This window comes from Arthrobacter sp. TE12231 (genome assembly GCF_054062895.1).
In genome coordinates this window covers 3104488-3129449 of the sequence record NZ_JBSSFS010000001.1, presented here as the reverse complement: position 1 = coordinate 3129449, position 24962 = coordinate 3104488, and the positions used below count along the sequence as shown (strand labels likewise).

Genomic DNA, 24962 nt, shown 5'->3' with positions numbered 1-24962 from the left:
GCCACTGCACCAGCAGGTAGTACGAATTTTTTCGAATGCTATGAAACGTTACTCATTCGCGGCTCCCTTAGGTCCCGGGGGTTGATGACCGGGTCTTCACGTCTTCTTCAAGATGCCTTGTCATGAGCCAGCCTGCGCCAGCCATTACGATGCCCATGACCATAAAGGCCCAATTGTCCATGGTGTTCAGCGACAGGAAGTTGGCCGCCGAATTCACGCCGACGATAAACCCGTAGATGCTCAGGACGATGTAGAGCAGGCCGGAGCCCATGAGGAAATTCCGGGCGCCCACGGCGGTCCGGGACATCGTCAAGCCGGTGGCGCCGATCGCGAGCTGAACAATGTTCAGCAACATCGACACCTGGAACAGGTTCAGGAACAGGGCCTTGGAATCGGGCCCGAAGAACCTGAGTTCGCTGTAGTTCGTAGTGATGCCCGGGATGAACCCCAGGATGCCCACGACGATAAGGACGATACCTACACCCATGCCTACGTTCTGTACATCCGTCCGACCAAAATGAACGCCATGGGCATGAGGAGATGCGGTAGTCATTTGCTGCCTCCAACCACTGATTGCGGACATTTACAATTTTACGGCCCGGGTGTGGAAAAAGCGCCGGCAGCCGGGGGACGCGAATTCCGCGGATCCGCGCGTTGTGCCTGTCGGTAACCGGCCGGATGCCGGGCTCGTGGCACCATGGAACTCGATGAAACTGCGCGCTGATCAGACCGGACAACGTGGCCTTCCCATGCCCTTGTGGCTGCAGGGTGCCCTCGAGTCCGCCCAGGCCGCCGTTATCTCCGCCCTTGTGGTGGCGGCGCCGATCGTCACGGTCTGGGCCACGGCCGGATTCCAGAACAGCGGGTTCGACCTCCTGGCCCGCCTCGCCGGCCAAGCCTGGCTGCTGATCCACGGCGTGCCGCTGCTGCTGGACACCGCCGGCGCCGGGTCAGCGGCTCACCCTGATTCCGGCACGCTCTCACTGATTCCGCTGGGGCTGACCCTCATCCCGTTCCTGCTCGCCTGGCGTGCCGGGCGTCGGCTCGCCCGCGCCTCGTATACGGACCAGCTCTGGCAGGCCCTGCTCGGATCCTGGCTGATGTACGCGGGGTTCGGAATCGCCACGGGGTTCGTTTGCCGCACGTCCGACGTCGGCATCAGCTTGTGGTCCGCCGCGCTGATCCCGCTCATCCCGTTCGGACTGGGCATGGTGGTGGGCGCGCGCCGCGAGGCAGGCTCCTGGAGCCGTCTGATCGGCGTCGACGCCGTGGCCTGGCTGTCCCGCACCAGTCAGCACTCCCGCTGGGCCGGGTCCTACCTTGGTTCCGCCATCAAGGCCGGATCGGTGGCGCTGATGGCGACCCTGGCGATGGCGGGGGCCCTGCTTGCCGTCGACCTCTTCATCCACTGGAACCTTGTGGTGGCCGTGTATGAGGGGCTCGACGCCGGTGCCATCGGCGGCGCTGTCCTGACCATTGTGCTGCTGGGCTTTCTGCCCAACCTCGTTGTGTTTGCCCTGGCCTGGATCTCCGGCGCGGGGTTTGCGCTGGGCGTCGGCTCGGCGGCCGGCCCGCTCGGAACCGCCGTCGGGCCGCTGCCGTCCATCCCCGTGTTCGCGGCGCTGCCGTCCGGGTCGCTGGACTTCGGCTTCGTGGCCCTCGTGGTGCCGGCGCTCGCCGGGGTGCTGGCCGGCTGGTGGTTCCTGCGCGAAGGCGAGAACCACTTCGACGAATGGCTGTCCATCAAGGTCCGGGCCCGCTGGTTTACCGCCGCGGCGTCCACCCTGGTGCTGGGCGCGGTAATCGGCTCGGTCGCCGGGCTGCTCGCGGCGGGGCTCGCCTGGCTTGCCGGCGGGTCCGCCGGAATCGGCAGGCTGACGGAGATCGGCCCCGACCCGCTCCGCACGGCACTGTTCGTGGCCGCGGAGGTGGGGATCGGCGTCGTGATCGGCTACGCGGCCGGTCCCTGGCTGGAACGCCAGCAGAAGCTGCGGGAAGCCGATCTCGAAGCGGTCAACGGCCGCTAACGGAACTGCGTGGGCATGGAGTTGTTGAGCTGCGTCCTGCACTCGGATGTTGCCTGCTCCGTAAGGGCATGCCGGACGCACTGCTGGTAGTCGCGGATCTGGCTGAAGAACAGTGACGAGGCCAGGACCACCAGCAGCATCACTGCCGAGGCCATCAGTCCGGAAATCGCGCCGAACAGGACCAACCGCGGTGCTTTGTACTTCACGGCCCGGATCAGCACCATAATGCCCAGCACAATCCCGGCCGTGGTGAGCAGGGCCGTCAGCCACAGGTAGCTGACGTCGAGCTGGAAGACAAAGAAGGCGCCCAGGACCGCGACGATGAACAGCCGGAACAGGGTGTGGGTCAGCTGCTGGGGGTCTTTGACCGCCGCGCCGCGCGGATGCCGGCCGGGCTGGCCGCCGCCGGAGTCCGTGGGGGAATTCATGGTTTCCAGCCTACGCGAGCGGCCCCATAAGCTAGGACCATGCGCATCGTAGTCCTCGTTTCCGGCACCGGCTCCAACCTCCAGGCAGTGATCGACGCCGTGACCGCCGGCGCGCTCGACGTCGAGATCGCCGCCGTCGGCGCCGACCGGCCCGGAACATTCGGGGTGGAGCGCTCCGCGGCCGCCGGAATCCCGACGTTCGTGGTGGACTTCAAGGCCTACCCGGACCGGGCTGCCTGGAACGCGGCCCTGACTGAGACCGTCGCCGCCTACGCCCCGGACGTCGTGGTGTCCTCGGGCTTCATGCGGATTGTCAGCGCCGGCTTCATCGATGCGTTCGGCGGCAAATACCTCAACACGCACCCGGCCCTGCTGCCGTCCTTCCCGGGCGCGCACGGTGTCCGCGACGCCCTGGCCTACGGCGTGAAGGTCACCGGCTGCACGGTCCACTGGGCCGACGCCGGCGTGGACACCGGCCCCATCATCGCGCAGGAGGCCGTGGCGATCGAGGACGGCGAGACCGAAGAGTCCCTGCACGAACGCATCAAGGTGGTAGAGCGCCGCCTCCTGGTCTCCACGCTGGCGTCCCTTGCCGCGGCCCACAACGGACGCAAGTAGCGGCACTCCCAACCCGACCAAGTAGTCGGACCCCCAAAAGCGAGTACTCCGCCGCAAAAGTCGGGTAGTGCCGAGGCAAAGACAGGTATTTCTGAGCCGGTGCAAGTAGTGGGATGGCCCCGTAGTCTGGCGCAGTCTCATTCGTTCGTTGCGTCATTCGGGGGTATTCCATGGCTCGATTCAGCCTTGCCAGAACAAGTCCAAAGATCCTTTGTCTCACTGCGGCGCTCGTTCTCGGAACGGGCGCCCTTTCTGCGGCCGTCGCGGCGTCCTCGACGCCCGCCGGCGAAATCAAGGGCTGCTACAACAACAACAACGGCGGCGAGCTGCGTGTGCTCGCGGCCGGTGCATCATGCGATTCAAAGAAGGAAACCGCGATCTCCTGGAACATCCAGGGCATCCAGGGCATCGCCGGTGCCCAGGGCATCCAGGGGCTTGCCGGCATCCAGGGACTGCCGGGCCTCAAGGGCGAGACCGGTGCGACGGGTGCCACCGGCGAAACGGGGGCCGCCGGAGCCGAAGGAGCTCAGGGCGCCCAGGGCGACAAGGGTGACACGGGCGCGACGGGTGCCACCGGGGAGACCGGCGCCCAGGGCGCCCAGGGCGACAAGGGTGACACGGGCGCGACGGGTGCCACCGGGGAGACCGGCGCCCAGGGCGCCCAGGGCGACAAGGGTGACACGGGCGCGACGGGTGCCACCGGGGACAAGGGCGACACCGGGGAGACCGGTGCCCAGGGTGTTCAGGGCGAGACCGGCGCAGTCGGAGCGACCGGCGCCATCGGCCTGACGGGTCTGACCGGCCTGCAGGGCGAGACCGGCGCCGCAGGTGCTACCGGCGCTGTCGGGCCCATGGGACCTGTCGGACCGGTCGGCCCCGCAGGTGCAACCGGAGCGACCGGCGCAACCGGTGCCGCGGCGTCCACGAGCGTGACCGTCGCGTCGGCCAGCGCCTCCACACTCACTGTCGTGGCCAGCTGCGCGGCCGGCCACGTCGCTACCGGTGGCGGTTTCTCGTCCCTCAGCAATAACGGCAACCAGGTTACGGCCAGCCAGCCGGTCGTGGGGGCATCGGGCCAGCCGACGGGCTGGTCCGTCACCCAGCTGAAGACGAACACCCTTTCGGTCTACGTGACCTGCATCCAGTAGCAGGGCTGGACGACCACGACGACGGCGCCTCCCACCTTCCCAAGGTGAGGGGCGCCGTCGTCGTCTGTTTGCTCGCGCCCCAACTCCCTGATGTCATTCCCCGGATGCGCCATCACTTATGGCGGTTTCGGCGGCTCAGAGAGACCACAAGTGATAGCGCATCCGGGAGTAAGGAGAGCGCGCTAGTCGAGCCGGCGCTGCTTGGTTTCGGGGGCGAAGAACGCCATCCACAGCACGGACAGCAGCACCAGGCCGCCGGCCAGCGCAAACGACGTCGCGAGCCCCAGCTGCGGCCACAGGACGGCCGCGAAGACCAGCGGTCCGAACCCGGCGCCGAGGCGAGAAAACGTCGAGGCCCAGCCGAAGCCGGAACCGCGCAGCTCGGTGGGGTAGAGCTCGGAGACGTAGGCGTACAGCACGGGGATGGCCACCTGCACCACGAAGCCGAAGACCAGGAGCCAGAACACGGCCGCCGTCGGGATGTCCACCACGATTGCCACAATCACGAGCGTCAGGGCCGAGAGCGGGCCGGTGATGGCCAGGATCCACTTGCGGCCCACGCGTTCGACGAGCAGGGCGGCCACCACCACGCCGAGGAGACCGACGGCGGCCATGGACGCCGTGGTCAGGAAGGCCTTGTACTCCTCGAAGCCGGCGCCGATCAGGATCCGCGGCATCCACGTCAGGGACAGGTAGTACACCAGCAGGATGCTGAAGAAGAGGGCCCAGGCCGCCGTCGTGATCTTCCAGTTGAACTGCCAGAGCGCACGCAATTGCGTCCACGCGCTGCCGGCGGAGAGCCGGGGTGCGTCCTGCGGTGCGGGCAGGCTGTAGACGCGGGGCTCGGCGCCGGTGGCCTCGACCAGACTGTCGATCACCTTGGCGGCCTCGTCGCGGCGGCCCTTGCGGATCAAAAAGAGCGGGGACTCCGGCACGCTGCGGCGGATCCAGAACACGAGCAGTGCCGGGAGCACCATGACGAGCATGGTCAGGCGCCAGTCAGCGAAGGCCGCGACCAGTCCGGCGGAGACAAAACCGCACAGGGCGGCGCCGATCGGCCACCAGCCGTCCATCGCGGTCAGTACCCGGCCGCGCTGTTTGCGGGGTGTGAACTCGCCCACCAGCGCATAGTCCACGGGGATGCAGCCGCCGAGGCCGAAGCCGGCCATGAAGCGGAACACGACGAACCACATGAAGTCGGGGGAGACCGCGCCGAGAACGGTGAAGATGGAGAAGATCAGCAACGTGGCGGTGAAGGCCTTCTTGCGGCCGATCGTGTCCGCGATGGTGCCCCAGACGAAGGCACCGAGGGCCATGCCGATCAGGTTCGCCGTGCCGATCCAGGCGGCATCGCCGGGGCTCAGGGACCAGTGTTTGGACAGCAACGGAATGAGGATGCCGTTGAGGGTGACGTCCCAGGCGTCGAACATGAAGCCCAGGCCGCCGATCAGGAAGATCCGGCCTTGGACCTTCCACCGCCACGGCAGTTCCTGGACCACTTGTTCGCCGCTGGGCACAGTGGTGTACGTGTTCATCTTGGCCTCCTGTGTGAAAACTCTACGTGGCCCGGGCACGGCCGGTGCATGCTTCACACTCCGGCGCGCGGGCAGCCCCGAGGGAAGGCGGAGGGCCGGGACGCGATAAACTGGCCGCATCCCCACCACCCGCGGCCCGCCGCGATATAAGACGGAGACTTTTTGTGAGCTTCACGCAGCTTGACCGTGTATCCATCGACCGAGTGCCCATCCGCCGGGCACTGATTTCGGTCTACGACAAGACCGGTCTGGAGGAGCTCGCCCAGGGCCTGCACGACGCCGGCGTCAAGATCGTCTCCACCGGCTCCACGGCCAAGAAGATCGCCGCCGCAGGCATCCCCGTGCAGGAAGTCGAAGAAGTCACCGGCTCCCCGGAAATGCTGGACGGGCGCGTCAAGACCCTGCACCCGCGCGTGCACGGCGGCATCCTCGCGGACCGCCGCGTCCCGGCCCACATGCAGACGCTGGCCGACATGAACATCGAGCCGTTCGACCTCGTCGTCGTCAACCTTTACCCCTTCGTGGAGACCGTGAAGTCCGGCGCGGCGGCGGACGACGTCGTCGAGCAGATCGACATCGGCGGCCCGGCGATGGTCCGCTCAGCCGCGAAGAACCACGCCGCCGTCGCGATCGTGGTGGACCCGGCGTCGTACGGTGCCGTCGTGGAGGCGGCCGCCTCGGGCGGCTTCGACCTGAAGACCCGACGCCGGCTCGCCGCCAAGGCGTTCGCGCACACCGCGAGCTACGACACCGCCGTGGCGACCTGGACCGCCAGCCAGTTCCTCGACGAGGACGGCGACGGCCTGATCAACTGGCCCGCCTACGCCGGCCTGGCCCTGGAACGCTCCGAGGTGCTCCGCTACGGCGAAAACCCGCACCAGCAGGCCGCGCTGTACGTGGACAAGGCCGCCCCGGCCGGCATCGCGCAGGCCGACCAGATCCACGGCAAGGCCATGAGCTACAACAACTTTGTCGACGCCGATGCCGCCCTGCGCGCCGCGTTCGACTTCGCCGAGCCCGCCGTCGCTATCATCAAGCACGCCAACCCCTGCGGCGTGGCTGTGGGCTCCGCGTCCGCGGCGGACCCGATCGCCGACGCCCACGCCAAGGCCCACGCCTGCGATCCCGTGTCCGCGTTCGGCGGCGTCATCGCCGCGAACCGCACTGTCACCGCCGGCATGGCCCGCACTGTGGCGGGAATCTTCACGGAGGTCGTCATCGCGCCGGGCTTCGACGAGGAGGCCGTGGAGATCCTGTCCAAGAAGAAGAACATCCGTCTCCTGGCGCTGCCCGAGGGCTACGGCCGCTACCCGACCGAGTTCCGCCAGGTCTCCGGCGGCATGCTGGTGCAGGCCACGGACAAGGTCGACGCCGAGGGTGACAACCCCGCCAACTGGACCCTTGCCGCGGGCGACGCCGCCGATGCCGACACCCTGGCCGACCTCGCGTTCGCCTGGACCGCCTGCCGCGCCGCCAAGTCCAACGCCATCCTGCTCGCGGACAACGGTGCCGCCGTCGGCATCGGCATGGGCCAGGTCAACCGGCTTGATTCCTGCAAGCTCGCCGTGGAGCGCGCCAACACGCTCGGCGTCACCGTGGAGTCCGACGTCGACGCCGCCGGCGGTGCGGCCGGCACCGACGCCAGCGAGGCTCCCGAGCGTGCCCGCGGTGCGGTGGCGGCATCGGACGCGTTCTTCCCGTTCGCGGACGGCCTGCAGATCCTGGTCGACGCCGGCGTGCGGGCCGTGGTCCAGCCCGGCGGCTCCGTCCGGGATGAGGAAGTCATCGCCGCGGCCAACGCCGCCGGCATCACGATGTACTTCACGGGAGCCCGCCACTTCTTCCACTAGGAGTCCGCGGTTCCAGCTGCACACATCCGCGGTTCCCGCTGTACGCAGAAGCCGCCGCAGTAGAAGCCGCACAAAGAATGGGCATGTCCTCCCTTATCCGGAGGACATGCCCATTTTTTGTGCCCTCCGGGTCCGTCGGCGAGCAGGGCTGCGGGACATGCTCATTTTTCGCGGGCGGGAGCGGGCTGATGGCCGAGCCCGTAGGTCATGCTCATTCCTTGTGGCGAGGAGTGGGCTGGTGGGCGAGCCCGCGGAGCATGCTCATTCCTGCGGGGGACATGCTCATTTCTCAGGCCAAGGGCTGGACATAGGGGGATATGTCCAGGCCTTGGAGTGTTGGGAGGGCATGTCCGGTGACCTCTGTCGCCGTTGGAGGTCACCAGCCAGGCCAAGGGACATGCTCATTCTTTTCGCGGGACATGCTCGTCCGTTGTGCCATGGTGTTGGTCGGTGGGCAGGCTGTGGGACATGGTCATTCTTCGCGGCCAGGAGTGGGCTGATGGGCGAGCCCGTAGGTCATGTTCATTCCTTGTGGCGAGGAGTGGGCTGATGGGCGAGCCCGCGGAGCATGCTCATTCTCGCGGGGGACATGCTCATTTTTCAGGCCAAGGGCTGGATATATGGGGGATATGTCCAGGCCTTGGCCTGTGGGGAGGGCATGTCCCGTGGCGGACCGCCGTCGCATGTTCAACTGTTCAACGCCGACGCGGGGCCACCGTGGGCCGTCCCCACTGCTGGAGACCGGCTGCAGGTGACCCCGCGCCGGGGTAGGCGAAACTGCAGGGGTAGGTGAAACCGGGGCTCGTGCGGTCCGGGTCAGGAACGCCGGTCAGGCTAGGAAGCGGCCGCCGTCGTGTAGGCCTGCTGGATGACGCTGCCCCAGTACGGGCCGTACATGGTGGTGGAGTTGCTGCCGTAACCGTAGCTGTTGATGGAGTTCTGGTAACCGGAAGCGCTGGTGCCGATGAACCACGGACCGCCCGAGGAGCCGCCGGTCATGTTGCAGGGGATTCCCTGGGTGTTGAACTGCGGGTTGTAGGGGTCGTTGGTGGCAGTGCCGGAGCAGCTCTTGAGGGATTCGCCGTTGAAGGGCGCCGCGGCGGGGTAGCCGAAGGACTTGTAGCTTAGGCCGCGGGCGGCGTTGAACTGCAGCCCGGAGCCGCCGACCACATCGGTCAGGTACTGGCCGTTGAGTGTGGACATCACGGCGAACCCGGTGTCGTACGTCATGTCGCCGGCGGAGCTCCACTGTGTGGGAGCGTAGAGGGCCTTGGCCGTCCACTTGCCGTAGGGGGCTGCGCCATTGAGGTAGGCCGGGACGAATGTGAACTTGGTGGCGAAGGCGCCCGGCCCCTCGTTGACGCAGTGCCCGGCCGTGGTGACAGTGCTCTTGTTGCCGGAGGAGACCGAGTTGCCGGAGCAGACGTAGTTGGTCCCGCCGAGGGTGAAGAAGACCTTCCCGATGTGCGGGACGGGGTTCTCGCTTGCGTTGGCCTTGGTCTGCAGGGTCTGCGACTGCTGCGCTTGGGACTGAAGCGTCGGAGCCGCAGCCTCGACAGTGCTCGGGGCGGCACCCTCCAGCGGTGCCGCCGCGGACTTCGAGGACTTGCCGCGCTTCATGGCCTTGTCCGCCAGGACGTCACCGGGGACCGCGTTCCGCATGCGTTCCGCGGTCCAGTAGTCGGCCGTCCCGGTTTCGGTGACGGTGTGGCTTGTGACGTCGGAGGCGGAGACCGGTGCCTTGGCCGGTGCGGGGGAGGCGGTGGCCGCCCCCGCGGCACTCAGGGCCAGCAGCGCTGCGGCTGAAAGAGTCAGCAGGCTGGTGGCCAGAGTCTTGGGTGTTCTCATGGGTGTCCTAACCGGTGAAAAGCGGGGCGGCCGCCTGTGGCGGCCGCTGGATGGGAACGAAACTACGGCAGTTTGACTAATCTGTAAAGTGACTTGTCAATTCTTGTTATGCCGTTTTTGGGTGTCATGCTCCCGTCCGCGCACGACGCCGGTAGGCGTCAAAGGGGGCACCTCGGGTAAGTTAGGGGTGTTGAGATAACACAAGATTCCGGAAATACCCAGACCTTCAGGGAGACGCCCGAGCAATGGCAAAGATTATCTATACCCACACCGACGAAGCGCCGATGCTGGCCACCTATTCGTTCTTGCCGATCATTGAGGCGTTCGCCTCGACGGCCGGTGTGGAAGTGGAGACCCGCGACATCTCGCTGGCCGGCCGCATCATCTCCGCATTCGGCGACTACCTCACCGAAGAGCAGCGCGTCAGCGATGCCCTGGCCGAACTTGGCGCGCTTGCCAAGACGCCGGAAGCCAACATCATCAAGCTGCCCAACATCAGCGCCTCCGTCCCCCAGTTGAAGGCGGCTATCGCCGAACTCCAGGGCCATGGCTACGCGCTGCCGGACTACCCGGACAACCCCGCCTCGGATGAGGAAACGGACATCCGGTCCCGCTACGACAAGATCAAGGGCTCCGCCGTGAACCCGGTCCTGCGCGAAGGTAACTCGGACCGCCGCGCCCCGCTCTCGGTCAAGAACTACGCCCGCCAGAACCCGCACAGCATGGGCGCGTGGTCTCCAGAGTCCAAGACCAACGTGGCCACCATGGCAGCCGACGACTTCCGCTCGAATGAGAAGTCCGTGGTGATCGATGCGGACACCAACATCAAGATCCAGCTCGTCAAGGAAGACGGCACGGTGAAGGTCCTCAAGCGCGCCTTCCCGGTCCTGGCCGGCGAGGTCATCGACGGCACCGTGATGCGCGCCGCCGCCCTGGATGCATTCCTCATTGACCAGGTTGCCCGGGCCAAGAAGGAAGGCGTGCTCTTCTCCGCCCACCTGAAGGCCACCATGATGAAGGTTTCAGACCCCGTCATCTTCGGCCACGTCGTCAAGGCCTACTTCGCCGATCTCTTCGCTACCTACGGCGAGCAGCTCGCCGCGGCCGGCCTGAGCCCCAACAACGGCCTGGCCTCCATCCTCAACGGCCTTGAGGACCTCCCCGAGGAGATCCGCGGCGACGTTCAGGCAGCCATCGAGAAGGGCCTCAACGAGGGCCCCGAACTGGCCATGGTCGATTCCGACAAGGGCATCACCAACCTGCACGTGCCCTCCGACGTGATCGTCGACGCCTCGATGCCGGCCATGATCCGCAGCTCCGGCCACATGTGGGGCCGCGACGGCCAGGAAGCCGACACGCTCGCCGTCCTCCCGGACAGCAGCTACGCCGGCATCTACCAGGTCGTCATCGACGACTGCCGCGCCCACGGCGCGTTCGACCCCACCACCATGGGGACCGTTCCGAACGTCGGCCTCATGGCCCAGGCCGCCGAGGAATACGGCAGCCACGACAAGACGTTCGAGATCCAGTCCGCCGGCACCGTCCAGATCGTCGACGACGCCGGCACCGTGCTGATCGAGCACCAGGTCGCCCCGGGCGACATCTGGCGCGCCTGCCAGACCAAGGACGTGCCGATCCGCGACTGGGTCAAGCTGGCCGTCACCCGTGCCCGCGCCTCCGCCACGCCCGCCGTCTTCTGGCTGGACAAGGGCCGCGCGCACGACGCCCAGATGATCGCCAAGGTGGAGGAATACCTCAAGGACCACGACACCGAGGGCCTGGAGATCTCCATCATGTCCCCGGACGAGGCCACGGCCTTCACGGTGGAACGCCTTCGCAAGGGCGAGGACACCATCTCGGTCACCGGCAACGTGCTCCGCGACTACCTCACGGACCTCTTCCCCATCCTCGAACTCGGCACCAGCGCCAAGATGCTCTCGGTGGTTCCGCTGATCAACGGCGGCGGCCTGTTCGAGACCGGCGCCGGCGGATCCGCCCCGAAGCACGTCCAGCAGCTGCTCAAGGAAAACCACCTGCGCTGGGACAGCCTGGGTGAATTCCTTGCCCTGGCCGTTAGCTTCGAGCACCTTGCCACGAGCACCGGCAACGCCCGTGCCCAGGTCCTGGCCGACACCCTGGACCGCGCCACCGGCACGTTCCTGCTGGAGGACAAGTCCCCGAAGCGCAAGGCCGGCGAGCTGGACAACCGCGGCAGCCACTTCTACCTGGCCAAGTTCTGGGCCCAGGAACTGGCCCGCCAGAACGACGACGCCGAGCTCGCCGCCGCTTTCGCTGCCGTTTCCGGCGCGCTGGACTCCAACGAGGAAGCCATCACTGGCGAACTTCTGGCCGTGCAGGGCTCCCCGGTGGACATCGGAGGCTACTACCGCCCCGATGAGGCGAAGGTCTCCGCCGTCATGCGTCCCTCGGCGAAGTTCAGCGAAGTCCTCGCGATGCTGACGAAGTAGGCTCCAGCCGCAACGGCCGCGCAGCACTCCCGCAGCGCGCAGCCGGTTGTGACGCAGAACGCCCCGCTTCCCGAAAGGGACGCGGGGCGTTTTGCTGCCCGATGAGGCCGCAGGACCACATGTCGATACCCACGGCGACGGCGGCGCGGGCACGCCCTGATCCTGCCCCAGAGGTGGCGGCCGGCGGGCCTCGGGTCAGCCCTTGCCCTTTCCCTTTTCCTTCGCTTTCCCGGCGGGTGCAGGAGCCGGCGCGACGGCGGCCGGTGCAGGCTGTGCGGCAGCTGCCGCCGCCTGTGCCGCAGCGGCTTGATCAGCCGCCGCTTTTTCAGCCGCCGCTTTGTCCGCCGCGGCGCGTTCGGCGGCCGCCTGCTGCGCGGCGAGATCAGCCCGGACGGCGTCGATCGATGACTTGATGCTCTGGTGGCGTTTGAAGGACACCTCGCCGTTGGCGGCAGCGGCATCCAGTCGGGTCAGAAGTTCGTCGAGCAGCTTGAGGGAGCCCGCGGGGTCATTGGCGGCGGCCGCCTCGCTGACGGCCAGGACTTGGGATTGTAGCTGCGTGGCCGCATCGCGGCCCAAGTCGGGTGCGGGGGAGCCGCAGCCCGCCATCGATCCGGCCAGCACCCCGGCCAGCAGCACTCCGGCGAGGCGCCCTGCGGCCCTCCGGTAGTTGGAACCGCTGCGGTCCCGCCACGTGATTCGCCGGCTCATGGTTCCACGCTCTTCTGCAGATCCTTCAGGTGGTCCCCGAGCGGTCCCGTGACAGTGGGGTAGGGGACGACGTCGACGGGGGCCGGGGTGGAGAGCGCCACCGCGATCACAGCCCCCACGGCCAGGACGGCGACGACGGCGAGCACCAGGGCCACGCGGGTACGGAGCCCGGCACGGCGGAACCAAGCGGTTCCTCGCGAAAGCGAGGGGCGGCGTCGTGGCCGGGGCGGCACAGCTGCCGGGTCCAGCAGATTCAGGGGGCGCGTTCCAGTTGTCCCTAATGCGCCGGTGCCGGGGGCAGCCCCGGGCCTCGGCGGCCGTGCCGGCCTGGCCGGCGGCGACGGGAGGACCCGGGTATGGTCCTCTTTGATGGGCCCGGGCAGGGATCCCGGGGAAACCAGGGCATAGCGCAATGCCGCCTCGAGTTCGGCGGCCGAGGGACGGTCCAGGGGGTCCAGCGCGGTCATGGCCCGGATGAGCCGGGCCCACTCGGCGGGGACTTCGGCCGGAATGGCGGGGGCGCGGTGCAGGCGGGCTACGGCGGATTCGACGGCGCTGCCCGGGTATTCGACCTGGCCCTTGAGGCATTCGAGCAGGACCAGGCCCAGGGAATAGATGTCGCTCGCCGGTCCGAGATCGGCGCCGCGGGCCTGTTCCGGGCTGAGGTAGGCGGCGGTTCCCACCGTGGTTCCCGTAGCCGTCAGCCGGGTCCCGTCGATGATCCGGGCGATGCCGAAGTCGGTGAGTTTGGGACGGAGCGGCTCGCCGGGCCGGACCGGCACCAGGAGGATGTTGGCGGGCTTGATATCCCGATGAACGATGCCCAGCCCGTGGACGTAGGCGAGGGCGTCGGCGATCCCGGCGCCGACGACGGCCAGCTCGTCCAGGGGCAGGGGACTATGCCGGATCCTGGTCCGCAGATCCTGGCCGTCCACGAGTTCCATGGTCAGGAAGGGCCTGGGCTCATTGGGAATCCGGGTGTCCGTGCCGGCGTCGAACAACGTCACCAGGCTTGGATGGTTCAGGGTGGCCAGCAGTTCGATCTCGGCTTCCTGGCGGCGGAGTTCATCCGGGTCGGCCGACTGCGGTGCGAAGAGCTTCAGCGCCACGTCCCGGCCCAGGTTCAGGTCCTTGGCAGTGTAGACCGATGCCATGCCGCCCCGGCCAATCACATCCCCCAGCTGATAGCGGCCGCCCAAGGGCTCCGCCATGATGCTGTTGGGCGAACTGTCCACGATGTCCCCGTATCTTCCCTGTGCGCCACGGCGGCGCTCCACAAGAATAATACGGGGACGGGTATCGGCTGCCGTCACCCTGGGCCTGTGTCGGATGCGCCGTGGCCGGCAGCGGGCCTCTTTTGTTGACGGGTTTGTGTTGACGGGCCGCTCCTTCGAAGGCGCCCTACCGCCGGAGCCAGTGAATGCCGTTGGGTCCCCCAGCGGACCCAACGACCTCGCTCCGGCGGTCACAGGACCTCGAGGGGAGCGGGGCAGTGCATTACGGCGGGCGGGCCTTGCATCCGGCGCGCGGATGCTGGCCGGAGCGTTCCGGATGCGCGGGTGCGGGCAGCACTTCCGACGGCCCGGACATTGACGGTGCCGGCTCTGACTGTGCGGACTTTGGCGGTGCCGGGTTTGATGCTGCGGGCTTTGGCGGCGCAGCCGGTGACGGCGCTGACGGGATCAGCCCGTTGCGAATTGGGGTGCCGGCAACCCGGCGGCGGACGGTTGAGTCCATTGGGAAATCTCCTGGGTGACAGTTAACGGGCGCCAAGGCAGCCCGACGGGCCGTGCTCTGTGGAGACAGAGACGGCCCGACTAGTCAGGAGAAGAACCGGGATCAGCGCTAACGGCGGCGTATTCGTGCTGGAGCGGACCGGTGATGGGATCGGCTCCTGTTGTGGGCAGGCAGAAGTACAGGCCGGGCATCCAGGCAGCCGTTCCGACAGGCCCGTTGGCGGACTGACCGCTGCCGCACCCCGAGCCCGGAGCAGCCGGGAGCGCGTCAGGGGCAGGCAGGCCCGTGCCGCCATGCCAGGGGCTCGGACCGGGGGTGCCGGGGGAGACCGGCGGACCACCGGTGCCGGCAGGAGGTTCGGCAGGTGGGGCAGCGGCCGACTGGACGGGTGCCGCCGAAACGGGTTCCGACATCAGCAAACCGGCATAGGTGACCGGGGCAACCGCAGGGCGGTATGTCTGGAGCGGGCCGGGAGCCGGAGGACCTGCCAGAGCGGCGGGCGCTGGCGGTTCCTGTGATGCTGCCTTCACGCTGTTCGCTGGCGGGGAGGTGCCGACGACGGCCGCCGGCGGTGCTGCCGCTGTGCCGTCACCCGGAACGGCGGCGCCCGGAAGCACGCCCGGAACGATGGCGGCGGGGTCACCTGGTTGCAGTGGGGCCGGATCCACCGGAGCCGCGGGGACCCCGACCGGCGGAACAGTGCCCGTGCCTGGAACGGCCGGGTCCACTACAGGAGCGGCCGGGTCGACGGCGGGCGGAACCACCCCGGTGCCAGGAACTGTCGGATCCACTGCCGGGACGGCGGGATCCGCGGCGGGCGAAGTGGAAGGCGGGGCGGCGTCTGGCGCGGGGAGTGGAGGATCAGATACCGCCGGATCGGAGGCAGGAGGTCCGGGATCAACTGCGGGCGGTGGCGCGTCCGGAACTGGCGCGGCACTCCCAACGGCACTCCCAGCGCCTCCCTTAGCCGCCTTGTCAGCAGCGACCCGCGCGTCATCTGCGACGTCGTTCGAGGCGACGGTACGGGAAGCGTCCGCCGGGGCTACTGCCAGCGCAGGAACGGCGCCCGCGGTCCACGTGCCCGACGGGGCCGGGTCGGACTCCAGAGGCACCTGGGAGCCGTCGAGGGCGGGAACGGGGAAGTCGTCGGAATCCGCGCATTCGGCAGCTGCTACAGTCCCGTGCTCGTCGCCGGCCGGCCCGTAGATCGTGCACGCGTCGTCCGCCTGCGCGGCGGTGCCTGAGAGCGTCAGCCACGCGGCGCCGGCTAGGGCCGCCAAGACGACGCGGCGCAGGGGGCGGAGGCTGCGGCCCGCGCGGGAGGGCGACGCTGCTGGATCCATGCGCGCACCCCCGCTCCGGGAAGAGTAGACAATTGCCTACAGGGTAAGTCGGCCCCAACGGGCGAGTCCAGAGCAGCGCCGAAACTGTAGGCATACCGAGACACTGGGCCCCGGCCGGGTTCGCGGCCGGCGGGGGGGTCGTCAGTGGGCGTCGTTCGGGTAACTCACTCCGAGTTGCGCGCGTACACCGTCGAAGAGCCGCATGGTGTTCAGGGAGTCCTCCAGCGGCATGACCGGGCTCTCAGTGAGCCCCTGCTGGATGCAGCGCGTGACCTCGCGGAGCTCGTAGGTGTAGCCGCGACCCACCGTCGTGAACTGCTCCGTGCGCGGATCGTCGAAGCCAACCCTGACCAGCAGCTCCTTCGGGTTGTTGATGGAGCCGGAGGTCTGCAGGAAGCCCTTGCTGCCGGCGACGGTGGCAGTACGGGGCCCATGCGCGAGCAACGAGGAGGTCAGCTGGGCCTGCGCGCCGTGGTGGTAGCCGAGCGTCAGAGCGTTCTGGGCGTCCACGCCGTCGTCGTTGAGCCAGCCGGTAGCGCTGACTGTTTGCGGGAACCCCAGCGTGCCGAGCGCCCAGAGCAGCGGGTAGACCGTCAGGTCCAGCAGGGCGCCGCCGCCGTCCTTGGGCGCCCAAAGCCGGGAACCCGGCGAGTACGGTGCCGGGAAGCCGAGGTCGGCGCCGACCCACTTGACCTCACCGATCTCGCCCGAGGCCGCGATCTCGAACGCCCGCTGCATGCTGGGCAGGAAACGGCTCCACACCGCCTCCATAAGGAATAATCCGTTAGCCCGGGCCACCGCGATCAGCTCGGCGGCTTCCCGCGCGTTGATGGTGAGGGCCTTCTCGCAGAGTACGTGCTTGCCGGCGTTGAGGGCGGCGAGGGCGATCTCGTGGTGGTGGGCGTGCGGCGTAGCGACGTAGACGACGTCGACGGTGTCATCCGCCAACAAGCGGTCGTAGCCGTTCGCGCCGTCGTGGTCGCCGTAGGCGCGGACAAAGCCGTAGTCGGCCGCAAAGGCGTCGGCTGCCGCCTGGGTGCGGGAGCTGACAGCATGCAGTTCCGCATCCGCCAGAAGTTCGAGGTCGCGGGTGACCGCTGCGGCGATCCCGCCGGTGGCGATGATCCCCCAGCGCAGCCGGGCGCCGGTGGCGGTACGGGGGTCCTGGTCCGGCTGGCTGAACAGCCACGGCTTCGCGATGAGGGCAGACATGGTGCCATCTTCTCACCCACCTGCGGGAGGGATTGGGTTTTGGGGGCGGGATCTGCGGGAGGGATTGGTTCTTGGGGGCAAAAGCTGCGGGAGGATCGGAAGGGACCCGCCCGCAGCGCCGCCGTTAGCCGGTCACGGCCGCGGTCGCACGGGTCCGGGTCGTTTCCTCCGTGAGCCGGCCCTGCTGAAGCCGGAACCGCCGCTCGGTCTTGTTGGCCAGGGACCGGTCATGGGTGACGACCAGGATGGTGGTGTTGTGGTCCCGGCAGAGCGCGCTGAGGAGCTCGATGATGTGCTCGCCGGTCTGCTCGTCGAGGTTACCCGTGGGTTCATCGGCCAGGATCAGCTTCGGTTCGTTCGCCAGCGCCCGGGCGATCGCCACCCGCTGCTGCTCCCCGCCGGAGAGCCGGTTGATGCGCCGCACGTGCTTGTCCGGGTCGAGCTGGACCTGTTCGAGCAGCTGCCGGGCACGCTCGAGCCGGGCGGCCTTGCGCACCCCGGCAAACTCCATCGGCAGCATCACGTTGTCCACGGCCGAGAGGTTCGGGATCAGGTTGAACTGCTGAAAGACGAATCCGATGTCCCGGCGCCGGTAATTCGTCAGCTTGGCGTCCGGCATGCTGGCCAGGCTCACGCCGTTGACCACCACGTCGCCGCTGGTCGGCTTGTCGAGCGCGCCGAGCAGGGACAGCAGGGTGCTCTTGCCGCTGCCGCTCTTGCCCACGATCGAGGCCAGCGTGCCCTGTTCGAGCTCGAAGCTGACGTCGTTGACCGGCTTGATGGTCCGGTCACCGGATTTGAACGTGCGGACCAGGTTCTTCACTTCGATCATGGCTATTCTCCTCGGAGGACTTCGATGGGGCGGATGCGTGCGGTGAGCAGGGCCGGAACCAGGGCCCCGATGATGGCGACGCCGAATACCGCGGCGATGCCCGTGGCAATGATCTCGGGGGAGGCGCTCGCCGTGACGGAGGTCAGCAGCTGGCTGGCCCCGCCGAAGGCACCGCCCGGGCCGCCGGGGAAGCCTCCGGGGCCGCCGCGCTGGCCGGTAGCCGCAGTCGTGCTGCTGCTTGAGCTGATGAGGGCGCTCGCGATCCCGCCGCTGGCAAAGGACGCGATGGCCGCGCCCACCACGCTGCCCATGGCCACCAGCACGAGGGCCTCCAGCACGAACTGCAGTCCGATGGTGCGGTTAGGCGCTCCGATGGCCTTCAGGACGCCGATCTCGCGGCGGCGTTCGCGGACCAGCATGACCATGATCAGCAGGATGATCAGGCCGGCAGTGGCGAGGGCCGCAGCGAAGGCGATGAAGGAGATGTTCTTGACGCTGTCCAGCGAGCTGACGGCGGTCTGCAGGTTCCGCTGGCCCTGGGTGACGTCCGCCTTATCGGAGCCGAGTGCGGCCTGGAGGGCGGTCTTGGCGGCGTCGACGTTCTCCATGCTGTTGACCGTGACGATCATGGTGGACAGTTCGCCCGGCAGCGCCGCGAGGGTCTGGGCGGTGGGGAGCGTCACGTAGAGGGCGTTGTTGCCGAAGGCGGTGCCGGCGTCGAAGAGTCCCTTGACGGTGAAGGTCTGGTCCTTGATGGTGAATGTCGAGCCCACGCCCAGGCCGTTCTTCGTGGCCAGTGTGGTGCCCAGCAGGGCGCCGGTGGATGCGGCGGTGTAGTCGCCCAGGCCGGTGCCTTGCGTCAGTTGCAGGGCCTTGCCGGTGGAGTCCACCTCGGCGCCGATGCCCGTTGCGGTGACCGGCAGCGAGAACGACGGCGCGGCCTGGGTGGAGCCGGCAGTGCCGCTTCCGGAGGCCCCGGAGGCGGCCTGGTTCCGGTTCCCGAGCGTGCCGGCGTCGACTGCGGCGGTGAGGCTCGTGGTGACGGAGGTGGCCGACTGGCCTCCCGGGCCGCCCTGGCCTGTCCGTCCGGACGCGGCCTCGGCCGCGGCTTCGGCGGCGTTGCGCAGGCGCAGTGCCTTGGTGCCGACCACGCTGGTGACGTTGGGGACGGCGGCCGCGGTGGCCGCCTGCGCTGCGGTCAACGGCTCGCCGCCGCCTTCGAACCCCTGGCCGCCGGCCGGGTTGACCGTCAGGACCGTGCCTACGGAGGCATTGAGCTCGGCGACCTTGCCGGTGACAGCCTGGTTGGCTACGAGCATGGCCAGGGCAAGTCCGATTGCTACGGCCAGCACGGCCACCACAGCGGCGGTCCTGACCTTGTTTCGAAAGGCGTTGCCTACACTCCGGGCAAGAACGCTCACGGTACTCCTAATTTTTCTTGGGTGTCTCTTGCCGGACCCACTGTCCGGCGGCTGGTCCCACAGTGGTACGGGCTGCTGTGCGAACCTCCCGGTGAAGCTATGGATCCGCTGTGAAGCTCTCTGCCGCAGGCAAAAGGGAGCAGGCAAAAGGGAGCAGGCAAAAAAAGTAGAGGCAAAAGGGAGTGGCAAAACGCCGCAGGCAACACGAGAGCCCCGGCCCTCCCTTGCGGGGGAGCCGGGGCTCTCGTGTCTGGCTGGCGCCGGTGGAACCTGCGCCTAAGTCAGGAACTGCTGGTCAGGAACTACTGCTTGGTGATCGGTCCAAGTACCGGATCGTTGACATAGGCCGTGTGGACGTTCTCGGCGGTCACGATGACCGGCTTCAGCAGGTACGCGGGAACAACCTTGACGCCGTTGTTGTAGGACTTGTCGTCGTTGATCTCCGGCTTCTTGCCTGCCTGGATGTCGTTGACCATGGTGATCGAGTGCTCAACGAGCGCGTTGGTGTCCTTGTTGATGGTGGAGTACTGCTCGCCCGCCATGATGGACTTGACTGACTCAACCTCGGAGTCCTGGCCCGTGACAACCGGGATCGGCTTGCCGGCGGCCTTGACGGAGGTGATGATCGCGCGGGCCAGGGTGTCGTTCGGGGACAGCACGCCGTCAAGCGCGGCGCTGCCGTACGTTCCGGCGAGCAGGGTGTCCATGCGCTTCTGGGCGTTCTCTGCCTTCCAGCCCTGGGTAACGGCCTGCTCGAAGCTCGTCTGGCCGGAGAGGACCTTCAGGGTGCCGTCGTCCATCTTCGGCTTGAGGACGCTCATGGCGCCGTCGAAGAAGACCTTCGCGTTGGCGTCGTCGGGGGAACCGGCGAAGAGTTCGATGTTGTACGGGCCTGCCGGCTTCTTGGCCTTCATGCCGTCCAGCAGCGCCTGGCCCTGGAGTTCGCCGACCTTGAAGTTGTCGTAGGCCACGTAGTAGTCCACGTTTTCGGTGTTCAGGAGCAGCCGGTCATACGCGATGATCGTGGCGCCGGCGTCCTTGGCCTGCTTGAGCTGGGTGCCCAGCTGCGCACCGTCGATGGCACCGACGATGATGAGCTTGTCGCCCTTGGTGATCATGGCACTGATCTGGTTCTGCTGATCCGAAACGCCGCCGTTGGCGAACTGCACATCCGGCTTGTAGCCGGCCTTGGTGAGGCCGTCGTTGAACAGCTGCTCAGCCAGGACCCAGTTTTCTGAGGTCTTCTGGGGCAGCGCGACACCGATAGAAGAGCCCTTCGGGAAGGCCTCGCCCCCGGAGGAAGAACCGCTGGTGGTTCCGGTGTCGGAACGGCCGCAGGCTGTCAGCGCCAGTGCCGCAATTGCAGCGATTGCTGCTGCCTTTCCTGCTTTACCAATCATTCGCATTGCTTGGTTCTCTTTCTTTTGGTGGTGTGCGGAGAATTGTGGGATTCGGGATTCGGGGTAGCGGATCATATCCCCCTGGAGATGACCTCTTTGGTTTGGGTGGTCTCGTCGGCCTTGATCTCGCTGCTGCGGCCGAAGTTCTTCATCAGCATGCCGATGATCGACCGCTTGCCCTGCGACTTGTTGTAGACGTCGAACGCGACGGCGATCAGCAGGACCAGGCCCTTGATGATCTGGGTGAGGTCAGCGCCGACGCCCAGGAGCTGCAGGCCGTTGTTCAGCACGGCCATGACCAGGCCACCGATGATCGAGCCGATCACGGTGCCCACGCCACCGGTGACCGCGGCGCCGCCGATGAAGACAGCCGCGATGGCGTCCAATTCCCAGCCGACGCCGTCGAACGGGCCTGAGGCGGTGGACCGGCCGACGAAGATCATGCCGGCGAGGCCGGCCAGCAAGGACATGTTCATCATGACCAGGAAGTTGACCTTCTTGGACTGGACGCCAGAGAGCTCGGCGGCGTGTCGGTTCCCGCCGACGGCGTAGATGTGGCGGCCAATCACGGTCTTGGAGGAGATGAAGCCGTAGATGAGGATCAGGACGGCGAGGATCAGGCCCGGGATCGGGAAGGAGGTGCCCGGCCGGCCGGTAGCGAAGAGGTAGGTGGCGTAAAGGATGGCGCCGCAGACCAGGACCAGCTTGAGAACGCTGACCCAGACTTCGGGGACCTCGGCGCCGAGTGCCTTGGCGTTGCGGCGGGAGCGGATCTCGCTGAAGATCACGAAGGCGACGCCGAGCAGGCCCAGGACCAGGGTGAGGTTGTTATAGCCGGTTTTCGGGCCGATCTCGGGCAGGTAGCCGGAGCCGAGGTACTGGAAATCCGTGGGGACCGGGATGGTGTTCGACTTGCCGACCAACTGGTTGGCGCCGCGGAAGATCAGCATGCCGGCCAGCGTCACGATGAACGCTGGAATGCCGACGTAGGCCACCCAGAATCCCTGCCAGGCTCCGATCAGGATGCCCAGCCCCAGCCCCATCAGGACGCCGATGTACCAGGGTAGGCCCCAGTCACGGATGAAGAGGGCCACGCAGACGCCCACGAAGGCGGCGACGGAACCGACCGAGAGGTCGATGTGCCCGGCGATAATGACCAGAACCATGCCGATGGCGAGGATCAGGATGTAGGAGTTGCCGTTGAAGAGGTTGATGACGTTGCCCGACGTGAGCGTGCGGCCCTCCGTGAAAATCTCGAAGAACACGATCAGCGCAACCAGGGCGAAGATCATGCCGAATTGGCGGGTGTTGCCGCCAAAGAGCTTCTTGAGCGCGTTCATTGTTTCAGTCCTTGTGTCCGGGGTGTTCGGCTAGTTCTGGATGGTCTCAGAGGGTGAGGCGGTCTTGCGGGCGGACGTCATGAGTTTCATGAGGCTTTCCTGGCTTGCTTCGTCCTTGTTCAGCACGCCGGTGATGGCGCCTTCGAAAATCGTGTAGATCCGGTCCGAGAGGCCCAGCAGTTCGGGCAGTTCCGAGGAAATGACGATCACGGCCTTGCCCTGGTTGGCCAGGTTCTGGATGATGCCGTAGATCTCGTACTTGGCGCCGACGTCGATCCCGCGGGTGGGCTCGTCCAGGATCAGCACGTCCGGGTCGGTGAACATCCACTTGGCCAGCACGACTTTCTGCTGGTTGCCGCCGGAGAGCTTCGCGACGCCTTCCTCGACGGAGGGCGTCTTGGTCCGCAGCGACTTCCGGTACTCCTCGGCAACCATGTACTCCTTGTTGGTGTCCACCACGAAGTGCTTGCTGATCTTGCGCAGGTTCGCCGAGACCGTGGTGGCCTTAATGTCGTCCAGCAGGTTCAGGCCCAGGGACTTGCGGTCCTCCGTGACGTAGCCCAGCCCGGCGTCGATCGCCTGGCGGACGTTCTTGAGCTGCAGTTCCTTGCCATCCTTATAGACGTGGCCCGAGATGAAGCGGCCGTAGGAACGCCCGAACACGGACCGGGCCAGCTCGGTGCGTCCGGCGCCCATGAGGCCGGCGAACCCGACGATCTCGCCGCGGCGGACGAAGAAGCTGGAGTTCTTGCAGACCAGGCGGTCCTGGATCTGAGGGTGCCCGACGTTCCAGTTCTTCACTTCGAAGAGGACGTCGCCGATCTTCGGCTCGTGGTCCGGGAACCTGGATTCCAGGGTCCGGCCCACCATGCCCTTGATGATGCGGTCCTCGTCGACGCCGTCGGCCTTGACGTTCAGGGTCTCGATCGACTTGCCGTCGCGGATGATCGTGATCTCATCCGCGATCTGTTCGATCTCGTTGAGCTTGTGGGAAATGATGATCGAGGTGATGCCGCGGCCCTTCAGGCCGAGCATGAGATCCAGCAGGTGCTGGGAGTCGGACTCGTTCAGCGCGGCCGTGGGCTCGTCCAGGATCAGGAGCTTGACCGACTTGTTCAGGGCCTTGGCAATCTCGACCAGTTGCTGCTTGCCGACGCCGATCTCCTTGATGGGGGTGTCCGGGTCTTCCCGCAGCCCCACCCGGGCCAGCAGTTCGATGGACCGCTTCCGGGCCTCGGTCCAGTCGATCACGCCGCGCTTGGTCGGTTCGTTGCCGAGGAAGATGTTCTCCATGATCGACAGTTCCGGGATCAGCGCGAGTTCCTGGTGGATGATCACGATTCCGGCGTGCTCGCTGGCGCGGATGTCCTTGAACTCCTGGACTTCGTTCTGGTAAACGATGTCCCCGGTGTAGGTGCCGTACGGGTAAACCCCGGACAGGACCTTCATCAGGGTGGACTTGCCGGCGCCGTTTTCACCGCAGATGGCGTGGATCTCGCCGGCCTTCACCCGCAGGCTCACATCGGCCAAAGCTTTAACGCCGGGGAATTCCTTGGTGATGGAACGCATCTCGAGGATTAGCGGATCACTGTGCGTGTTGAGGGACGTCATCTGCCCTTACGCCTCCAATGCATGACTTCGTTGTCCGCCCCTGCAAACCGCAGGGCCGTCTGATGGAAAAGTAAACTGGATCACAGGCCTTGTCGTCAAGTCTTTAACGCAACGGCCCGATAACGAATGGTTAGTTCCGCCGGATTCCGGCGTGCTGGAACACCAAAGCCGTGGCCCCGAGAGCCTCCGCCCGGTCGCCCAGGGATGACATCGTGAGGGTAGTGGTCTCCCCGATGACCGGCACCGCGTGGCGGATCAGGCCGCGCCGGATCGGATCCAGGAGGAGCTCGCCGAGCCCTGCCAGCGGACCGCCCACCACAATGACTTCCGGGTTGATCAGGTTCGCCACGTTGCCCAGGGCGCGTCCGACGGCGAGACCGGCGTCGTCCACCACACGGAGTGTCGCGGAGTCCCGTTCCAGGGCTTTCCGGACGATGTCTCCGGGCGTGAGGGGCCGATCCTCGCCACGGCTCAGGAGTTCGATCATGGTGGTGGTGGAGGCGATGGTTTCCAGGCATCCCCGGTTCCCGCAACGGCAGATCAGCCCATGTTCGTGGATGGTGGCGTGGCCGATTTCGCCAGTGATCCCCACGTTGCCGTAGTACGGGACGCCGTTGAGGATCAGACCCGCGCCGATGCCCGAACCGATCTTGAGGAACATCAGGTTGCTGACGCCGCTGTGCGGCCCCCAAGTGACCTCGGACAGGGCGCCCAGATTGGCGTCGTTGTCCACGAAAACGGGCAGGTCAAGGGCTTCCTCGAGGCGTTTGAGGATGTTGATGCCCACCCATTCGGGCAGAATCGCGCCCTGCGCCACGGTGCCGGTGCGCCGGTCGATCGGGCCGGGAATTCCGACGCCGGCACCCACCAGGGCGCTGCGTTCCACGCCGCTGCTGGCGAGCAGCCGGTCCAGTACACCGACGGCGGCCTGGATGCCCTCCTCCGCGTGGTGGCCCAAGGGAAGCAGGACCGATTCCTCGGCGATCACGTGATAACTGAGCGAAGCCAGGACCACGCGCAAGTGGCGGCGGCCAAAGTCGATCCCGACGGCGACGGCACCGTTGCTGTTGAGCCGTACGTTCAATGCCCGTCGCCCGGAGCTGGTGATCGGCTCGGTCGAGGCCAGTCCGGCGTCCTGCATGATCTTGACGATGTTGGAAACAGTCGCAGTGGAAAGGCCGGTCTGGCGGGCCAGTTCCGCCTGGGTGGAAGGACCGGCGAGGAGGCATTCGATGATCCGCTGCTGGTTCAGATGCCGGAGCGCGGACTGCGATCCCGGGTTCTTGGTTCGGCTCCTCGTTGAGCGCGTTGGTGAGGGCATGCTATGAAGCGTGACGCATCCGCGGCTTGTAGTCAAGAAGTTAACGCATTGATAACGGTGCCGCAGGATTCCGGCGGCGCGAGCGGCCCTTAGCGCTTCCACGCTCCGCTGC

General features: G+C 67.0%; 19 protein-coding genes. 5 read left to right on the top strand and 14 right to left on the bottom strand.

The window, feature by feature from the left end; translation table 11 throughout:
• Window positions 1–67: 67 nt before the first annotated feature.
• On the bottom strand, window positions 68–487 hold the full coding sequence (locus ACVWYS_RS14035; RefSeq protein ID WP_237563317.1) for a DUF4383 domain-containing protein: 420 nt from the start codon (window positions 485–487) through the stop codon (window positions 68–70).
• 220 nt (window positions 488–707) lie between these two features.
• On the opposite strand from ACVWYS_RS14035, the gene ACVWYS_RS14030 reads away from it, so the two are divergent.
• A complete protein-coding gene (locus tag ACVWYS_RS14030) occupies window positions 708–2027 on the top strand; it encodes a cell division protein PerM (protein WP_344364344.1) in 1320 nt (439 codons plus the stop codon).
• On the opposite strand, the gene ACVWYS_RS14025 is transcribed toward ACVWYS_RS14030, so the two are convergent.
• Complete coding sequence (locus tag ACVWYS_RS14025) at window positions 2024–2455, bottom strand: hypothetical protein (protein WP_456507278.1); 432 nt, start codon at window positions 2453–2455, stop codon at window positions 2024–2026. The two genes, ACVWYS_RS14030 and ACVWYS_RS14025, sit on opposite strands and share 4 nt — an antisense overlap.
• Window positions 2456–2494: 39 nt before the next feature.
• Here ACVWYS_RS14025 and purN point away from each other — a divergent pair, with 39 nt between their 5' ends.
• Window positions 2495–3073 (top strand): phosphoribosylglycinamide formyltransferase, encoded by a 579-nt coding sequence (gene purN, locus ACVWYS_RS14020; RefSeq protein ID WP_344364338.1) that lies wholly within the window; start codon window positions 2495–2497, stop codon window positions 3071–3073.
• Between the two features lie 170 nt (window positions 3074–3243).
• Window positions 3244–4221, top strand: a complete 978-nt coding sequence (locus ACVWYS_RS14015) for a hypothetical protein (protein WP_456507277.1) — start codon at window positions 3244–3246, stop codon at window positions 4219–4221.
• A gap of 182 nt (window positions 4222–4403) precedes the next feature.
• Here ACVWYS_RS14015 and ACVWYS_RS14010 read toward each other — a convergent pair whose 3' ends face one another.
• Window positions 4404–5756 (bottom strand): MFS transporter, encoded by a 1353-nt coding sequence (locus tag ACVWYS_RS14010; RefSeq protein WP_456507276.1) that lies wholly within the window; start codon window positions 5754–5756, stop codon window positions 4404–4406.
• 164 nt (window positions 5757–5920) lie between these two features.
• Between ACVWYS_RS14010 and purH the strand changes: the two genes are divergently transcribed.
• Window positions 5921–7606, top strand: a complete 1686-nt coding sequence (purH, locus tag ACVWYS_RS14005; RefSeq protein ID WP_456507275.1) for a bifunctional phosphoribosylaminoimidazolecarboxamide formyltransferase/IMP cyclohydrolase — start codon at window positions 5921–5923, stop codon at window positions 7604–7606.
• Window positions 7607–8440: 834 nt separating this feature from the next.
• Here the strand turns inward: purH and ACVWYS_RS14000 are convergent.
• Window positions 8441–9454: a trypsin-like serine peptidase gene (locus ACVWYS_RS14000; protein ID WP_456507274.1), complete on the bottom strand. Its 1014-nt coding sequence runs from the start codon at window positions 9452–9454 to the stop codon at window positions 8441–8443.
• 245 nt (window positions 9455–9699) lie between these two features.
• Between ACVWYS_RS14000 and ACVWYS_RS13995 the strand changes: the two genes are divergently transcribed.
• Window positions 9700–11922, top strand: a complete 2223-nt coding sequence (locus ACVWYS_RS13995) for an NADP-dependent isocitrate dehydrogenase (RefSeq protein ID WP_456507273.1) — start codon at window positions 9700–9702, stop codon at window positions 11920–11922.
• 195 nt (window positions 11923–12117) lie between these two features.
• On the opposite strand, the gene ACVWYS_RS13990 is transcribed toward ACVWYS_RS13995, so the two are convergent.
• The 10 genes from ACVWYS_RS13990 to ACVWYS_RS13945 form a co-directional block, all read right to left on the bottom strand.
• Window positions 12118–12633 (bottom strand): mucin-associated surface protein, encoded by a 516-nt coding sequence (locus ACVWYS_RS13990; RefSeq protein ID WP_456507272.1) that lies wholly within the window; start codon window positions 12631–12633, stop codon window positions 12118–12120.
• Window positions 12630–13871: a serine/threonine-protein kinase gene (locus ACVWYS_RS13985; protein WP_456510290.1), complete on the bottom strand. Its 1242-nt coding sequence runs from the start codon at window positions 13869–13871 to the stop codon at window positions 12630–12632. Before ACVWYS_RS13985 ends, ACVWYS_RS13990 begins: the two co-directional genes overlap by 4 nt.
• Window positions 13872–14450: 579 nt before the next feature.
• Window positions 14451–15713: a hypothetical protein gene (locus ACVWYS_RS13980; protein ID WP_456507271.1), complete on the bottom strand. Its 1263-nt coding sequence runs from the start codon at window positions 15711–15713 to the stop codon at window positions 14451–14453.
• Between the two features lie 141 nt (window positions 15714–15854).
• Entirely contained in the window at window positions 15855–16925 is a 1071-nt protein-coding gene (locus ACVWYS_RS13975) for a Gfo/Idh/MocA family protein (RefSeq protein WP_456507270.1), read from the bottom strand.
• 124 nt (window positions 16926–17049) lie between these two features.
• The gene (locus ACVWYS_RS13970) at window positions 17050–17757 is read right to left on the bottom strand and encodes an ABC transporter ATP-binding protein (protein ID WP_456507269.1); all 708 of its coding nucleotides are present in this window, start codon (window positions 17755–17757) and stop codon (window positions 17050–17052) included.
• A gap of 2 nt (window positions 17758–17759) precedes the next feature.
• Window positions 17760–19178: an ABC transporter permease gene (locus ACVWYS_RS13965; RefSeq protein ID WP_456507268.1), complete on the bottom strand. Its 1419-nt coding sequence runs from the start codon at window positions 19176–19178 to the stop codon at window positions 17760–17762.
• Window positions 19179–19480: 302 nt separating this feature from the next.
• Entirely contained in the window at window positions 19481–20584 is a 1104-nt protein-coding gene (locus ACVWYS_RS13960; protein WP_344364314.1) for a sugar-binding protein, read from the bottom strand.
• A gap of 65 nt (window positions 20585–20649) precedes the next feature.
• Window positions 20650–21918: a multiple monosaccharide ABC transporter permease gene (mmsB, locus tag ACVWYS_RS13955; RefSeq protein WP_456507267.1), complete on the bottom strand. Its 1269-nt coding sequence runs from the start codon at window positions 21916–21918 to the stop codon at window positions 20650–20652.
• A gap of 30 nt (window positions 21919–21948) precedes the next feature.
• Complete coding sequence (gene mmsA / locus ACVWYS_RS13950) at window positions 21949–23529, bottom strand: multiple monosaccharide ABC transporter ATP-binding protein (protein WP_116765958.1); 1581 nt, start codon at window positions 23527–23529, stop codon at window positions 21949–21951.
• Window positions 23530–23659: 130 nt separating this feature from the next.
• Entirely contained in the window at window positions 23660–24850 is a 1191-nt protein-coding gene (locus ACVWYS_RS13945; RefSeq protein WP_116765959.1) for an ROK family transcriptional regulator, read from the bottom strand.
• Between the last annotated feature and the right edge of the window lie 112 nt (window positions 24851–24962).

Coding starts and splice junctions, on each gene's coding strand:
- ACVWYS_RS14035 (WP_237563317.1), bottom strand. CDS start 487: ATGGGTGTAGGTATCGTCCTTATCGTCGTGGGCATCCTGGGGTTCATC.
- ACVWYS_RS14030 (WP_344364344.1), top strand. CDS start 708: ATGAAACTGCGCGCTGATCAGACCGGACAACGTGGCCTTCCCATGCCC.
- ACVWYS_RS14025 (WP_456507278.1), bottom strand. CDS start 2,455: ATGAATTCCCCCACGGACTCCGGCGGCGGCCAGCCCGGCCGGCATCCG.
- purN (WP_344364338.1), top strand. CDS start 2,495: ATGCGCATCGTAGTCCTCGTTTCCGGCACCGGCTCCAACCTCCAGGCA.
- ACVWYS_RS14015 (WP_456507277.1), top strand. CDS start 3,244: ATGGCTCGATTCAGCCTTGCCAGAACAAGTCCAAAGATCCTTTGTCTC.
- ACVWYS_RS14010 (WP_456507276.1), bottom strand. CDS start 5,756: ATGAACACGTACACCACTGTGCCCAGCGGCGAACAAGTGGTCCAGGAA.
- ACVWYS_RS14000 (WP_456507274.1), bottom strand. CDS start 9,454: ATGAGAACACCCAAGACTCTGGCCACCAGCCTGCTGACTCTTTCAGCC.
- ACVWYS_RS13995 (WP_456507273.1), top strand. CDS start 9,700: ATGGCAAAGATTATCTATACCCACACCGACGAAGCGCCGATGCTGGCC.
- ACVWYS_RS13990 (WP_456507272.1), bottom strand. CDS start 12,633: ATGAGCCGGCGAATCACGTGGCGGGACCGCAGCGGTTCCAACTACCGG.
- ACVWYS_RS13980 (WP_456507271.1), bottom strand. CDS start 15,713: ATGGATCCAGCAGCGTCGCCCTCCCGCGCGGGCCGCAGCCTCCGCCCC.
- ACVWYS_RS13975 (WP_456507270.1), bottom strand. CDS start 16,925: ATGTCTGCCCTCATCGCGAAGCCGTGGCTGTTCAGCCAGCCGGACCAG.
- ACVWYS_RS13970 (WP_456507269.1), bottom strand. CDS start 17,757: ATGATCGAAGTGAAGAACCTGGTCCGCACGTTCAAATCCGGTGACCGG.
- ACVWYS_RS13960 (WP_344364314.1), bottom strand. CDS start 20,584: ATGCGAATGATTGGTAAAGCAGGAAAGGCAGCAGCAATCGCTGCAATT.
- mmsB (WP_456507267.1), bottom strand. CDS start 21,918: ATGAACGCGCTCAAGAAGCTCTTTGGCGGCAACACCCGCCAATTCGGC.
- mmsA (WP_116765958.1), bottom strand. CDS start 23,529: ATGACGTCCCTCAACACGCACAGTGATCCGCTAATCCTCGAGATGCGT.
- ACVWYS_RS13945 (WP_116765959.1), bottom strand. CDS start 24,850: ATGCCCTCACCAACGCGCTCAACGAGGAGCCGAACCAAGAACCCGGGA.